Below are 13,650 nucleotides of genomic sequence, written 5' to 3' on the forward strand. Positions count from 1 at the left end.
AGAGGCAGAACCACTTAATAAAAGCACTAAAAAGCAGCTTTATTATTTGTCCTAAATTTCTTTTGTGCGAACAAAAGAAACAAAAATCGCCGGCTGTTTAATTTTCTATGAAAGGCAGTGCATCATCAGTGCTACCCGAAAATTAAAATGCCGGAATTTAGGTTATGATAGGTTGTGCTTTCAGTTTACCTTAATATATAGATTTTATCTATAACTCCTTCCGCATTACATAGTCATTCATAAAGTAAGGCCCAATGGGTATATCTTCTTCGTAAATTACCTCGAAGCCCATCTTTTCGTACATGCCCCTGGCTTTGTTGTAGCGGTTAACATTCAGGTCGAGCTTGTCGGCCCCGGTGGCTTTAACCTGCGTAACTACTTCGTTTATCAGCGCTTTTCCATAGCCCTTGCCCTGCATGGCTGGCAGGCAGTATAGTTTGTGCAGTTTGTATACTTCCGGGTTATCCTCCCGCTGCGAGTAAGCGGCAAAACCCACCGGCTGTTCATCCTCTAACAAAAGCAAAAAGGTTTGTTCGCCCGTTTCAATTTGGCGTTCAATTACCTCGGGCGCGTAAATAGTACCGAGCATGTAGTCGATCTGCTCTTTTTCCAGTATCGGCGAATAGCTTGGCCACCATATAGCCTCAGCCAGTTGAACTATGGTAGCCGCATCATTTACGTTAGCTTTACGTATGGTATACATATATCATTAAAAACTTTGTCCGACAGCGAAATAGTCTTCCAGCTCTGCCAGGGTTGATGAGCCGGTTGCGATGTCTTTTATAATAACGCCTTTTTCCATCAGAATGATCCGGTCGCTTACATCGGTAATGTGGTTAAGGTCATGGCTTGATACAATGGTGGTAACCCCACGCTGGCTGCTCATTTCCTTCAAAATATTTTTCAGACGGATCTGTGTCGACGGGTCGATATTAGCGAAAGGTTCATCCAGCATCAGCAGTTCCGGCTTTTGCAGCAAGCAGGCAGCAATACCCACTTTAGCCTGGTTACCTTTTGACAGGTCGCGGATGTATTTGCCGCGTTTAAGTATCTCCTCGTTAAAAAAATCGGTAAGCGTGGTTAAAAAATCATCCACATGCGCTTTGCTTTCGCCGTTCAGTCCGCCGATGAAATACAGGTATTCTTCTGGGGTTAGGTAGTCTATCAAAAAGCCCTCATCAAGGTAAGCGGCGGTATAATTTTTCCAATGCTCGTTACCGGCAACAACCTGGCCTTTTGACAGGATCTCGCCCTTATCGGCACGGATCAGATCAAGCACCATACGGAACAAGGTGGTTTTGCCCGCGCCGTTATTGCCTACCAGGCCAATGCTTTCGCCTGCTTTAATTTCAAGATGAGGTACATTTACAACGGCCTTGCCGGCATATACCTTAACAATATCTTTTATTTCAATCATGGTTTATTTAGCTCTGAAGCCTTCGGCCAGTTTAAATTTCTTAGTTATAAAATCCTGTTCCAGTTTTTTGATCCAGAAAGGGCGTAGCGCAATACATATCACACCTACTATGGCAAGTACTGCCAGTGCCACATTACTGCTCACAAAGTATTTTAGCGGCGCGTAAAGCACAAATGGTGTTACCAGCAGCGGGATGGATACCAGCAGTTGTGTAGCGCCAACACCTTCCCAGTTAAAGGATGCGCCCTTGCTCAGGTCAATACGCCTGTGGTTGCGGTTGGCAAAAAAGAGTATAATGGTGGTGTTTACGCCGAGGTTCCATAAATACATTACAAAATGGATCATCACTACACGCCAGCCAAAATAAACATAAGGTATAGTGAGGATGAATGCCACGGTAGATACACCGGTAAACAACAAATATTTAGCCTTCAAAAAATCAGCAAATTTCACTTTGCTCACCAGTATGCCATCAAAATGTGAGGCCTGCCAGCTAAACATGAATTGCCCGTAGTTGATGATGAAAATACCCGTCATAAACATGCCGACGAATACCTTGAACCCCTCGTTGTTTTTAAAGCCCGGGTTGGGATAAAAAAATAAGCCATACAGCATAAAGAACAGACCCATAATAAGCGCCGAACGCGGCCGCTTGTTGCGGAAGATCAGCTTGATCTCGTTCGCCACCAAATCGCCCACGCTGCCAAAGCGGTTAAGTATTGGGTAATCCGTACTGTTTTTGTATGATGATGCCTTGTTGGCATTCAGATCTTCCAGGTAAAGGTTAGCCTTTAAGAAGAGGAAGTTGATATAAAACATCACCGCTGCCAAAGCAACTGGTACCAATGCCAGGGCAGGCGTGGTCATCATCTTACCAAAAAAGCTATACGAAATATCTTTAATGGAGTAGAAGTGCCACATGAAATCGCCTGCGTTGATGAGGATCAACACTGCCGAAACCGCTAAAAATATCCACCCATTAAGGTTTGACCGGCGCTTGATGTACAGCGCCAGGTAGTTATTAAACACCATAAACCCGGTTATCGCCACAAAAAAAGCTAATGCAGCCACCCCGCTATCGGGCAGTATGATCTTAAATATAAAGAACGAGAACAGCACATACGGCCACAGGTTAAAGAACGACAGCATGGATACCGCCGAGAGATATTTTACGAGTGTATTGCGCTTAACACGTAAATGCAAATAAGGCTGAACTTTTAGTGTCGGTAGCTCCTGTAGTTGCAGGCGTAGTAGCAAGTCAAACAGAAAGTAAAGGAGCAATATGCCACAAAACGGAGCAACAATATCCTGATTTTTATATATTTCCTCGAGTATCTTATCGAGCGCGAAGCCTATAAAAAGCAGACTGCCCAGCAGATAAAGGATCAATAAGCCCATTACAATCCGTACGACTATATTTTTACCGGTATTTTTTGCCCGCCAGAATGATTTTAACTCGTGGCTAATAAAAGTTGAGGTCATTGCGTTAATAGAGGTTTTTAATAAGATTATAAAACCACCCCATTGTTACAACAGCCACGGTTTTTGCAAGGCATGGCCATGCAGCAATAGGGGAATTGGCTGTAAATTAATAAAAATTACCTAATGGTTAATACTTATACCGGTCGCCCCAAAGTTTTTTGAGTTTTTCTTTGATTTCCTGCTCCTTGGCGTTAGCGCCGGGCTGGTAAATTTTACGGCCTTTTATGGCATCGGGTAAAAAATCCAGGTCGGCAAAGTTCCCTTCGTAATTATGTGCGTACTTGTAATTTTTACCATAACCAATGTTCTTCATCAGCTTGGTTGGCGCGTTGCGCAGATGCAGCGGCACGGGCAGGTCGCCGGTTTGCTTAACCAGCGCGATAGCCTCGCCAATGGCGGTAGTTGCCGAATTGCTCTTGGGTGATGTAGCCAGGTAAATGGCTGTTTGCGACAGAATCAATTGCGACTCGGGCATGCCGATCTTGTTCACCGCCTCAAAGCAGCTTTGTGCCAGCAGCAGGGCATTGGGGTTGGCATTGCCAATATCCTCTGATGCCAAAATGAGCATACGCCGGGCGATGAACAGCGGATCTTCGCCACCCACAATCATGCGGGCCAGCCAGTATACGGCACCATTCGGGTCGCTGCCGCGCATGGATTTAATGAATGCCGATATAATATCATAATGCTGCTCGCCCGTTTTGTCATACAGCGCCATGTTTTGCTGCACATGTTCAAGCACCACATCGTTATCCAGTTCGATGCTGTCACCATCAAAGGCGTTTACCAGCAGCTCAAAAATATTAAGCAGCTTACGGGCATCGCCACCACTGAGGCGCAGCAAAGCTTCATGCTCTTTTATAGTAATGTGTTTGTCTTTTAAGACCACATCCTCGCTCATGGCTTTTTCAAGGAGGTTCAACAGGTCGGCCTCGGCCAAATGTTGCAGGATATAAACCTGGCATCGCGAAAGCAAAGCCGAGATCACCTCGAAGGATGGGTTTTCGGTAGTGGCCCCTATCAGTGTAACAATGCCCCGCTCCACGGCACCCAGCAGCGAGTCCTGTTGCGATTTGGAAAAGCGGTGGATCTCATCAATAAATAATACCGGCAGCGTTTCACCCTGCTCCTTGAGCAGCGATGCCTTTTCGATCACCTCACGCACATCTTTAACGCCTGAATTAATGGCGCTCAATGAAAAGAACGGACGGTACAACGATTGCGAAATGATGTAAGCCAGCGTGGTTTTGCCTACCCCCGGCGGCCCCCAGAATATCATGGAGGGGAGCGAGCCGCTTTCAATAGCCTTGCGCAGCACAGCACCCGGGCCAACCAGGTGTTTTTGGCCCACATAATCATCCAGAGTTGCCGGGCGCATACGCTCGGCCAGCGGCGGCAGATTGTTCATCCCGTAAAAATCAGAAAACTATAGAGCATATCCTAAAAATGTTAGTAATATTACTGTGGCTGTGTTTCAGTCCTTCGACAAGCTCAGGGCGAGTGGGCTTTTTGTTATGGTGAGCTTGGCGAACAATTAGCAAAGCGATAAGCCCACGTTAAATCCTTCGACAGACTCAGAATTACAGGGAGAGCGGGCTTTCTTGTCATGGTGTGCCTGTCGAACCATAACTAAGCAAAAGGCCAATCGAAATAATTAGGTACATTGCAGCCCAATGAACACCTTCGATCAATCCAACTTTTATACTATTTGCGACGAACTTGCCGGTAAGGATGCTGATCTGAAGATGGTGATCGATACCTATGGCTACCCGCCCATGTGGAGCAGACCCAATACTTTTGAAACACTGGTGCATATTATTTTGGAGCAGCAAGTATCGCTGGCATCGGCACTGTCGGCCTTAAATAAATTACGTGAGCGTGTGCAGGAGATTACGCCGGCAAGGATTTTATTGTTAACTGATGAGGAGCTAAAGGCCTGTTACTTTAGCCGCCAAAAAACTATTTATGTACGATACCTTGCCGAGGCGATGCTTACAGGCGAGATCAACCTGAAACATATTGCGGCTATGCCTGATGATGCGGTGCGCAACTGCCTTACCACGCTTAAAGGCATCGGCAACTGGACAGTTGATGTTTACCTGATGTTTGTTTTGCATCGTACCGATGTATTTCCGTCCGGAGACTTGGCCGCGGTAAACGCTTTAAAACGTGTAAAGCAATTGCCACCCGAAACTACTAAAGAAGCATTGATTATTATTGCCGAACAGTGGAAACCCTACCGCACCATTGCCACCATGATGCTTTGGCACTGGTATCTGTCGTGCCCTAAAAAGTTAAAATAAGTAACTCACTAACCACCTCGATGGGAAAGCTAATAACTATAGGAACTTAAAAGGGCGTAGGCCTGCCGGAAAACCGGGCCAGGGAGTATGGCCTGTGCAGCTGAAGGTTTTTTCCGGCTTGATGTTTGGTTACTTTGCATTTAAGGTAAAGTAACTGGGCCCTGCGCCCAAGAGCAGGCTGACGATAATTCTGAGCAGAACCTCTTAGTCAAAGCACAATAGTTGTCATTCCGAACGAGGTACGAGGAGGGATCTGCCGCAGGGCTACAAACGCGTGCAGATTTCTCGCTAACGCTTCGAAATGACAAATAACAAGAACAAAGCAATCCCTTTAAAGACAACCAAATCGGACTGTCTTGAAGAGATTGCTTCATATCTCGCCATGACGCGGAGTTTAATTACAATATATTGTTAACTTTTTACTGATTGATCTCTTTCCTTTTCCTGGAAAGTTTGTACAATCTCTATAGCGCCATCAACGGCATCACTCAGGGTAGTAATAAATGCTCCCGGCGTGGCAAGGCTAATTACGTACTCAATTGATTTTACATTGCTGTGCGCTATTATCTCGTAAGATATATCAGGTTTTATTTCCTGCATTCCCTCGGTCATCAGCCCGATAATGTTTTCTTTGGTACGGCCACGTGTATGGTTTTCCTGCCTTAATACAATATGGTCAAACATGGTAGCGGCAATGCGGCCAAGTTCGCGCAGGTCGTCATCGCGGCGGTCGCCGGTGCCTGATATCAGGCCGATCTTGTACGGCGAATCCACATGGCTCAAAAACTCCCGTACACCGTTATACCCATCCGGATTATGGGCAAAATCAACCATGAAGCGGAAGTCCTTAAAATCAAAAATATTCATGCGCCCCGGTGTTTGCACTGCCGACGGGATAAAGGTGCTTAATGATATACGGATATCCTCCGTTTTAAAGCCCCATAAAAAGGTAGCCAGTGTGGCGGCCATTACGTTGTCAATCATAAACGGCACGGTGCCGCCAAAGGTAAGCGGTATGGCAATGGTGCGTTCAACGCGTATTTTCCAATCGCCTTTTATAATGGTAATAAAGCCGTTCTCGTGTACGCAGGCAATGCCGCCGCGTTTGCAATGCTCCTTAATTACCGGGTTATGTTCGCTGCGGCTAAAGTAGGCAACGTTGCAGTTGGCCCTTTTGCCTATACGTACGCAGTAGGGGTTGTCCGCATTTAATACACCCCAGCCGTCTTTTTTTACAGAATCAATGATGACGCTTTTTACACGGGTAAGGTCGTCCAGGTCGTGAATGTCGGCCAAACCAAGGTGATCCTCCTGGATGTTGGTGATCACACCAATATCGCAGCGGCTAAAGCCCAAGCCCGAGCGGAGGATGCCACCACGGGCGGTTTCTAACACGGCAAAGTCAACCGTTGGATCCTTTAATATAAATTCCGAGCTAACCGGGCCGGTAGTATCGCCTTTTACCAGCAATGTGTTTTGTACGTAGATGCCATCGCTGGTGGTATAGCCCACACGCCGGCGGTTGTTTTTTACAATGTGCGCTATAAGGCGGGTAGTGGTGGTTTTGCCGTTAGTGCCTGTTACCGCTATAATTGGTATCCGTGCTGATTTTCCCGGAGGGTAAAGCATGTCCAGCACATGGCCGGCTACGTTGCGCGGTAAACCCTCGCTTGGGGCTACGTGCATCCTAAAGCCGGGCGCGGCGTTTACCTCTAATACCACGCCGCCGGTTTGGGGCAGGGGTACGGTCAGGTTTTCAGCCATAATATCAATGCCGCAAATATCCAGGCCGATTATCTTGCTGATGCGCTCGGCGTAAAAAATATTTTGCGGGTGTACATGGTCGGTAACATCAATAGATGTACCGCCGGTACTCAGGTTGGCGGTTGATTTCAGGAAAACCTGTTCGCCTTCCGCAGGTACGCTGTCTAAGGTGTAGTTCTTTTTATCGAGCAGGTCAAGCGTGTCGCGGTCGATGGTTATTTCGGTGAGCACGTTTTCGTGGCCATAACCCCGGCGCGGGTCGCTGTTCTCTTTGTCTATAAGTTGTTGTATGGTTGATGTGCCATCGCCTTTAACATGTGCCGGCACGCGCATGGCGGCGGCCACCATTTTGTTATCAATCACCAGAACACGAAAATCATAACCGGTAATATAGCGCTCCACAATTACTTTGCGTGATATACGTGCAGCATGCTCATAAGCGGCAACGGCATCTTCCCTGGTTTTTATATTGATGCTGATGCCGCGGCCGTGGTTACCGTCCAGCGGTTTAAATACCAGCGGGAAGCCCACGCGGTTAATTACCTCGTCAATTTGATCCGTAGAAGTAATGGTCATGCCTTTGGCAACCGGGATGGCCTGCTCTTGTAAAAGGCGCTTGGTTTCTTCCTTGTTACTGGCAATATCTACGGCTATACTGCTGGTTTGCTCGGTCATGGTGGCACGTATGCGTACCTGGTTTTTACCGTAACCCAGTTGTACCAGCGATTGATTGTTCAGCCTGATCCATGGAATATTGCGGCTGATCGCCTCCTCAACTATCGACCCGGTGCTTGGCCCCAAACGGGTTTGCTCACGTATTTCGCGCAACTTTTGTACGTCGGCCTCCAGGTTATAATCATCTCCGGCTATCAGGGCTTCGGCAATGCGTACGGCAGCTTCGGCGGCGTAAACACCTACCTTTTCTTCAATATAGTTAAACACTACGTTGTAAACGCCCGGTGTTTTGGTTTGTCGGGTGCGGCCAAAACCGGTATCCATACCGGCAAGGGTTTGTATTTCCAGCGCGATGTGCTCAATAACGTGACCCATCCAGGTGCCGGCAATAACCCGCTCAAAAAAGCCGCCCGGTACGCCAGGCGAGCAGCGGTGGCTGTACATGGTAGGTATAAGCGCCTTTATACGCTCATAAAAACCATCTATCTGATTAGTGGGGCGGTGCTCCATTTCTTCCAGGTTGAGCCGCATTTGTATTAATTTTTTACGGCTAATGCTCCAGATGTTTGGTCCGCGTAATACATGTATATTCTCAATTTTCATATAGTGATGCCGGGTGATATTTTTTTGCCTAAATCTACTGAAAGGTATCAACGTGCTAAAGTTTTTAATGTTTATGTGTGCACTATTTTTAATTAAACAGCTTGATTTAGCGCTATTTTATCGTAATTTGTATAAAACGGAGGTAATAAGCATGGATGTCCCGAAAGGAAAATTAGTAATAATAGGCGGAGCAGTTGATATGGGTAGTAACGTTAGCGCCCAGGAACATATTTTGCAGCCTGATTACATTAAATTTTTTGAAAAGGGCATTCTCAGGCGCATTATTACCGAATCGGCCAAACATGAGGCATCCGTTGTAGAGGTAATTACCACGGCATCGCAAATACCCGAACTGGTAGGAGAGGAGTACATCAAATCATTCAACCAGCTAAGTGTTGAACAGGTGGGCGTATTGCACATTAAAAGCCGTGAAGATGCCGCCAACCCCGATTATCTTGACCGTATACGCAAAGCCGATGTGGTAATGTTCAGCGGCGGCGACCAGCTCAGGCTCACCGCGATTTTTGGCGGAACACAGTTTTTGCAGATCTTAAAGCAGCGCTATCATAAAGAGCATTTTGTAATTGCCGGTACCTCGGCAGGCGCGGCGGCGGCATCAACACACATGATCTACCGCGGCCAAAGTAACGAGGCGCTGATTAAAGGAGAAGTGCAGATAACCGCCGGCTTAGGATTTATTGACGGGGTTATTGTTGATACCCACTTTGTACAGCGTGGCCGCATAGGCCGTTTGTTTTACGCCGTGGCCAGTAACCCGGGGATATTAGGGATAGGTTTAGGTGAGGATGCTGGTTTACTGGTTACCGAGGGCAACGTAATGGAAGCCATCGGCTCAGGGTTGATTATTTTGGTTGATGGAAAAAACATCGTGGAAACCAATATTTACGATGTTGAGATAGGCAGCCCGGTATCTATTGAAAATTTGAAGGTGCACGTTATGTCCATATTTGATAAGTATGAGTTGCACCAGCACCGCATGCTCATTAAAAAAACGGTAAAGATAGAAGAAGGGATATTTTTAACGATACCCGATAATGATGACCTGCAATAGGGTGGTGAATAGTGAGGGGTGAGTAAGCTAATGAGGTGAACTGTCACCCTAAGCATGTCGAAGAGTGCAAGCGGGATGGTTAGCAAAGCGGCTAATGGTTCGACAGGCTCACCATGACAGGTAGGGGTTTAAGTCGTCGGTTTTGTCATCCTGAGCTTGTCGAAGGATTAAACGCGAGGCCTTTCTCTTTGTTAATGGTTCGACAGGCTCACCATGGCAGGGAGAATAAAGTAGCCAGGCCTGTGATCCTGAGCATGTCCAAGGGACATCAAGTATGTTATCAATCATAAACCATACATATTTACGTTAAATGCCTGAATGATTGCAAGGTCGCTCATCCACGCACTTAGTAAACATTCTATAAAACTTCTAACCATGAAATTGATCATTCACGGCGGGTTCTTCAGCGAATCGCAAACTAACCAGGAGGTTAAACAGGCCAAGCAAGATGCCTTGCGCGAGATCGTTCAGGCGGGTTACAAATACCTGGAAACACATACAGCCGCTGAAACCGTGGTATATACTGTTAGTTTGCTGGAAGATTGCGACCTGTTTAATGCCGGTACCGGTTCGCAGATACAAAGTGATGGTAAAATACGCCTCAGCGCTTCATTAATGGATGGTAAAACGCAGCGCTTTTCGGGCGTTATTAATATTGAGGATGTAAAGAACCCCATTTGCATAGCCGAAAAATTAATGACTTATGATGACCGTGTGCTGAGCGGCAAGGGCGCGCATGATTTTGCCCGTGAGAACGGCTTTACTTATTATAACCCGGAGATACCGCAACGCCGCAAGGAGTACGAAAAAAAACTGAGTGATTCCATTCGCCTGGGTACTGTAGGCTGTGTAGCGCTTGATGTTTATGGAGATATCGCCGCGGCTACCTCAACCGGGGGCAAAGGTTTTGAAATACCGGGGCGGGTAAGCGATTCTGCAACGGCGGCAGGCAATTATGCCAATGCTTTTGCAGGCGTATCATGCACCGGTGTAGGTGAGGATATTGTAAGCGGCGCAGTCGCCGCGAAAATTGTTACCCGCGTTACTGATGGCTTTACGCTCCACGCCGCGTCCGACAAAACTTTAGATGAACTGGGGCCGTATAATGGGTTCGCAGGTATAATAGCCATTGCCGCCAATGGCGATATTTATCATGACGATACCCACCCGTACATGGTTTGGGCCCTGCATGATGGTGAAGTTGAAGTATTTGAATAAACAGGCCATAGCTATTGTTTATGTGCTAATTAGTTTTAAATTTGATTTGTTTAAACCATTGTAACCCTGCAACAAAGCATTGCATGAAATATTTTTTAATTGTATTTTTATGTTTCACCGGCCTGTCTGCCTCGGCGCAGTGGTGGCGTATAGGGCCGTTAAAGCATAAGCGTTATCCGCAGATAGCGCATGTAAAAAACTACTCGTTTAACAAAAATTACGTAATAGGGTCAGCACTGGTAGCCGCTAAACCTATCAAAACGCATGAGCTGCGTAGCTACTACGACTTAAAACAGGCCGAAACACGCTTTATGAAAACGGCTCAGCATAATATGCGCTTTCGCGAGTATAATATTGCTAGCTACAATTTCAGTGATCTGGCAAAGGTGTATATGGAGCTCAACCGCCTATCCGAAGCCAAATGGTTTTTACTGCAAAGCAACCTGATTGCGCGCAGGCAAAATGATGACAGGCATACCTTTTTAAACCTGCTATCGCTGGCAGCCGTAAAAATTGATATGGGCGATGTAAGCCTGGCACGTGAGGATTTAATTGAGGCCCGCGGCATTGCCACTTCACGCGGCTGGCGCAGCGAGTCTGTTGAAGTAGACAAAAAAATACTCTCCATAAAAGATGTGAGCAACTCGGCACCTAAGTATGAGCTTAAATATGCCGAAATGCCTGAAACTGAAACCAAATCAAAATAATACACCGTATTTGTAACAAAAGGGTAATTTCAGTTATCAATTACAATAGAAATCAAACAATATCGTATTATTGTTATTCAGATTATAATCAGGACAGCCTAAAGGGCTGTCTTTTTTTACATTAGTAATTTACAAAAGGCACAAGTATTGATGTTGGTAATAAACTCCGACCTAAAAACGGTAAAAGATATGTTTAAGAAATTATATGCTGTGTTGGTGATCGGCGCTGCGCTCTCTTGCCAGGCTTCTCCATCTAAACCCATAAAAGTAGCCGGCTCTAATGATCTTCAGCCCGATGAACAGCAATCCATCGTACTGCAAAATGTGGCCGAAATGGTTACTAAATACAATTACAAAAAAATCGACCTGAACGACTCCATCTCGGGGGTGATATTTGACCGTTACATAAAAGCGCTTGATGGTAATCATAATTACCTGCTGGCAACTGATGTAAAAGACTTTGAAAAATACAGGCTGATGCTGGATGATGATATGAAGGCAGGTAACCTGGCTAACGTATTCTACATCTTTAATGTATACCAAAAAAGATATAACGAGCGTATCAATTACTCACTTAAACAGGTGGGCAATAATTTTGACTATACTAAAAACGAAACTTTTACCTATGACCGCGACAGCCTGCCCTGGATAGCATCAGAAGACGAGCTGAACAAGATGTGGAGCGGACGTGTAAAGTACGATTTGCTTAACCTTAAATTAGCCAATAAGGATATGGCCAAAAATAAGGAAACACTGCGCAAGCGTTACCAAAACCTGCTGTCGCAATCAAACAAGCTCTCAAACTCGGATGTGTTCCAGATATTTATGGACTCGTTCACCGAGGCTGTTGATCCGCATACTAATTACTTTACCCCATCAAACGCGGCTAATTTTAATATCGAGATGTCGCGCTCGGTGCAAGGTATTGGTGCTTCACTACAGTCAGAAAATGAGTATGTAACCATCAAAACCATTGTTCCGGGCGGTCCGGCCGATAAAAGCAAGCAGATCAGTGTTGATGATCGTATTGTTGGTGTAGCACAAGGTAAAACCGGTGAGTTTCAAAACATCATCGGCTGGCGTATTGAAAATGCCATAGCTATTATACGTGGTACAAAAGGCACAGTGGTACGTTTAGAGGTATTACCTGCCGGTGCTACCGCGGGCAGCAAGCCTAAGGTGATAGAAATGGTGCGCGAAAAGATCATCCTGAAAGATCAATCTGCCAAAAAAGAGATCAAGACCTATAATCAAAATGGTAAAAGCTTTAAAATAGGCATCATATCTATACCTGCCTTTTACCTTGATTTTGATGATTACCGTTCAGGTAATCCCAACTATAAAAGCACCACACGTGATGTTAAGCTGATACTGGATAGCCTGAAGCAAGCTAAGGTTGATGGCGTGGTTATTGACCTTCGTCAGAATGGTGGTGGCTCATTAACAGAGGCTATTGAGTTAACAGGCTTGTTTATTAAGGATGGCCCTGTAGTGCAGGTTAAGGATGCGCGTAACCAGATAGAGGTTGATAAGGATGAAGACCCGGATATTGCCTACAGCGGCCCGCTACTGATCGCGGTTGACCGTTTCAGCGCTTCGGCATCAGAAATATTCGCGGGTGCCATTCAGGATTATGGAAGAGGCATCATAGCCGGTACGCAAACCTATGGTAAGGGTACCGTACAAAGCGCCATTAACCTGGATAAGGTAATTACAACCACGTTGAGCGAAAAGATTACATCCCTTGCCGGTAAAACTAAAACACAGGGTACAGGCAGCCAGAATAAATACGGCCAGTTAAACCTTACGGTAGCTAAGTTTTACCGTATTAACGGCAGCTCAACCCAGCATAAAGGCGTTATGCCCGATATTAGCTTCCCATCCATTATCCCGCTGGATAAATATGGTGAAGATACCGAGCCATCGGCCCTGCCGTATGATGTAATTGCCAAAAGCACTTACGCTAAGGTTGGCGATTTTGCAACGGTATTACCTCAGTTAAAAAAACAACATGAGCAGCGTATGGCACAAAGCGCAAGCTATAAATACCTGCTTGAGGATATTGCTGAATTTAAAAAGACCGAAGCAGAAACCACTGTAACGCTTAACGAAGAGAAATTAAAAAAAGAGCGAGATGCTGATGAGCAAAGGAACTTTGAACGCAACAATCAGCGCCGTGTAGCCCTGGGCTTACCGGCATTAAAAAAGGGCCAGGCCAAACCACGTAACGAGGATTTGGACTTTTTTAAAATTGAAGCCGGTCAAATTTTGATCGATTATATTAATACAGATAATAAGCTTACTACCAATGTGCAATAAGTAGTAAGCACTATACCAGTATAACGGCCCGTACCTGCAAAGGTACGGGCCGTTTGCATTTAGCTTATTGCCGTTTTATTCCCAGTATAA

10 protein-coding genes are annotated in these 13,650 nt (G+C 45.8%); 5 read left to right on the plus strand and 5 right to left on the minus strand.

The features are described from left to right. Positions 1 to 208: 208 nt before the first annotated feature. The 4 genes from AC3WJC_RS19420 to AC3WJC_RS19435 all read right to left on the minus strand — a co-directional run bounded on the left by AC3WJC_RS19420 (position 209) and on the right by AC3WJC_RS19435 (position 4,307). Positions 209 to 703 (minus strand): GNAT family N-acetyltransferase, encoded by a 495-nt coding sequence (locus AC3WJC_RS19420; RefSeq protein WP_492400779.1) that lies wholly within the window; start codon positions 701 to 703, stop codon positions 209 to 211. Positions 704 to 709: 6 nt separating this feature from the next. Continuing rightward, positions 710 to 1,417 (minus strand): ABC transporter ATP-binding protein, encoded by a 708-nt coding sequence (locus AC3WJC_RS19425; protein WP_492400780.1) that lies wholly within the window; start codon positions 1,415 to 1,417, stop codon positions 710 to 712. 3 nt (positions 1,418 to 1,420) lie between these two features. Beyond that, complete coding sequence (locus AC3WJC_RS19430; RefSeq protein WP_492400781.1) at positions 1,421 to 2,899, minus strand: DUF5687 family protein; 1,479 nt, start codon at positions 2,897 to 2,899, stop codon at positions 1,421 to 1,423. Positions 2,900 to 3,026: 127 nt separating this feature from the next. Further along, entirely contained in the window at positions 3,027 to 4,307 is a 1,281-nt protein-coding gene (locus AC3WJC_RS19435) for a replication-associated recombination protein A (protein WP_492400782.1), read from the minus strand. Between the two features lie 265 nt (positions 4,308 to 4,572). On the opposite strand from AC3WJC_RS19435, the gene AC3WJC_RS19440 reads away from it, so the two are divergent. Then, on the plus strand, positions 4,573 to 5,202 hold the full coding sequence (locus AC3WJC_RS19440; RefSeq protein ID WP_492400783.1) for a DNA-3-methyladenine glycosylase family protein: 630 nt from the start codon (positions 4,573 to 4,575) through the stop codon (positions 5,200 to 5,202). A gap of 411 nt (positions 5,203 to 5,613) precedes the next feature. Here AC3WJC_RS19440 and cphA read toward each other — a convergent pair whose 3' ends face one another. Then, the gene (cphA, locus tag AC3WJC_RS19445) at positions 5,614 to 8,244 is read right to left on the minus strand and encodes a cyanophycin synthetase (RefSeq protein WP_492400784.1); all 2,631 of its coding nucleotides are present in this window, start codon (positions 8,242 to 8,244) and stop codon (positions 5,614 to 5,616) included. 151 nt (positions 8,245 to 8,395) lie between these two features. Here cphA and AC3WJC_RS19450 point away from each other — a divergent pair, with 151 nt between their 5' ends. From AC3WJC_RS19450 to AC3WJC_RS19465, 4 genes are all read left to right on the plus strand, one after another. Beyond that, positions 8,396 to 9,316, plus strand: a complete 921-nt coding sequence (locus tag AC3WJC_RS19450; RefSeq protein ID WP_492400785.1) for a cyanophycinase — start codon at positions 8,396 to 8,398, stop codon at positions 9,314 to 9,316. Between the two features lie 375 nt (positions 9,317 to 9,691). Next, positions 9,692 to 10,534, plus strand: a complete 843-nt coding sequence (locus tag AC3WJC_RS19455; protein ID WP_492400786.1) for an isoaspartyl peptidase/L-asparaginase — start codon at positions 9,692 to 9,694, stop codon at positions 10,532 to 10,534. Between the two features lie 83 nt (positions 10,535 to 10,617). Next, on the plus strand, positions 10,618 to 11,241 hold the full coding sequence (locus AC3WJC_RS19460) for a hypothetical protein (RefSeq protein WP_492400787.1): 624 nt from the start codon (positions 10,618 to 10,620) through the stop codon (positions 11,239 to 11,241). Positions 11,242 to 11,430: 189 nt separating this feature from the next. Continuing rightward, positions 11,431 to 13,560 (plus strand): carboxy terminal-processing peptidase, encoded by a 2,130-nt coding sequence (locus AC3WJC_RS19465; RefSeq protein WP_492400788.1) that lies wholly within the window; start codon positions 11,431 to 11,433, stop codon positions 13,558 to 13,560. Positions 13,561 to 13,650: the final 90 nt, after the last annotated feature.

This window comes from Mucilaginibacter sp. FW306-07-L (assembly GCF_058782065.1).

Excerpts from the sequence above, each read along its gene's own strand:
- AC3WJC_RS19420 (WP_492400779.1), bottom strand. The coding sequence starts at position 703 with ATGTATACCATACGTAAAGCTAACGTAAATGATGCGGCTACCATAGTT.
- AC3WJC_RS19425 (WP_492400780.1), bottom strand. The coding sequence starts at position 1,417 with ATGATTGAAATAAAAGATATTGTTAAGGTATATGCCGGCAAGGCCGTT.
- AC3WJC_RS19430 (WP_492400781.1), bottom strand. The coding sequence starts at position 2,899 with ATGACCTCAACTTTTATTAGCCACGAGTTAAAATCATTCTGGCGGGCA.
- AC3WJC_RS19435 (WP_492400782.1), bottom strand. The coding sequence starts at position 4,307 with ATGAACAATCTGCCGCCGCTGGCCGAGCGTATGCGCCCGGCAACTCTG.
- AC3WJC_RS19440 (WP_492400783.1), top strand. The coding sequence starts at position 4,573 with ATGAACACCTTCGATCAATCCAACTTTTATACTATTTGCGACGAACTT.
- cphA (WP_492400784.1), bottom strand. The coding sequence starts at position 8,244 with ATGAAAATTGAGAATATACATGTATTACGCGGACCAAACATCTGGAGC.
- AC3WJC_RS19450 (WP_492400785.1), top strand. The coding sequence starts at position 8,396 with ATGGATGTCCCGAAAGGAAAATTAGTAATAATAGGCGGAGCAGTTGAT.
- AC3WJC_RS19455 (WP_492400786.1), top strand. The coding sequence starts at position 9,692 with ATGAAATTGATCATTCACGGCGGGTTCTTCAGCGAATCGCAAACTAAC.
- AC3WJC_RS19460 (WP_492400787.1), top strand. The coding sequence starts at position 10,618 with ATGAAATATTTTTTAATTGTATTTTTATGTTTCACCGGCCTGTCTGCC.
- AC3WJC_RS19465 (WP_492400788.1), top strand. The coding sequence starts at position 11,431 with ATGTTTAAGAAATTATATGCTGTGTTGGTGATCGGCGCTGCGCTCTCT.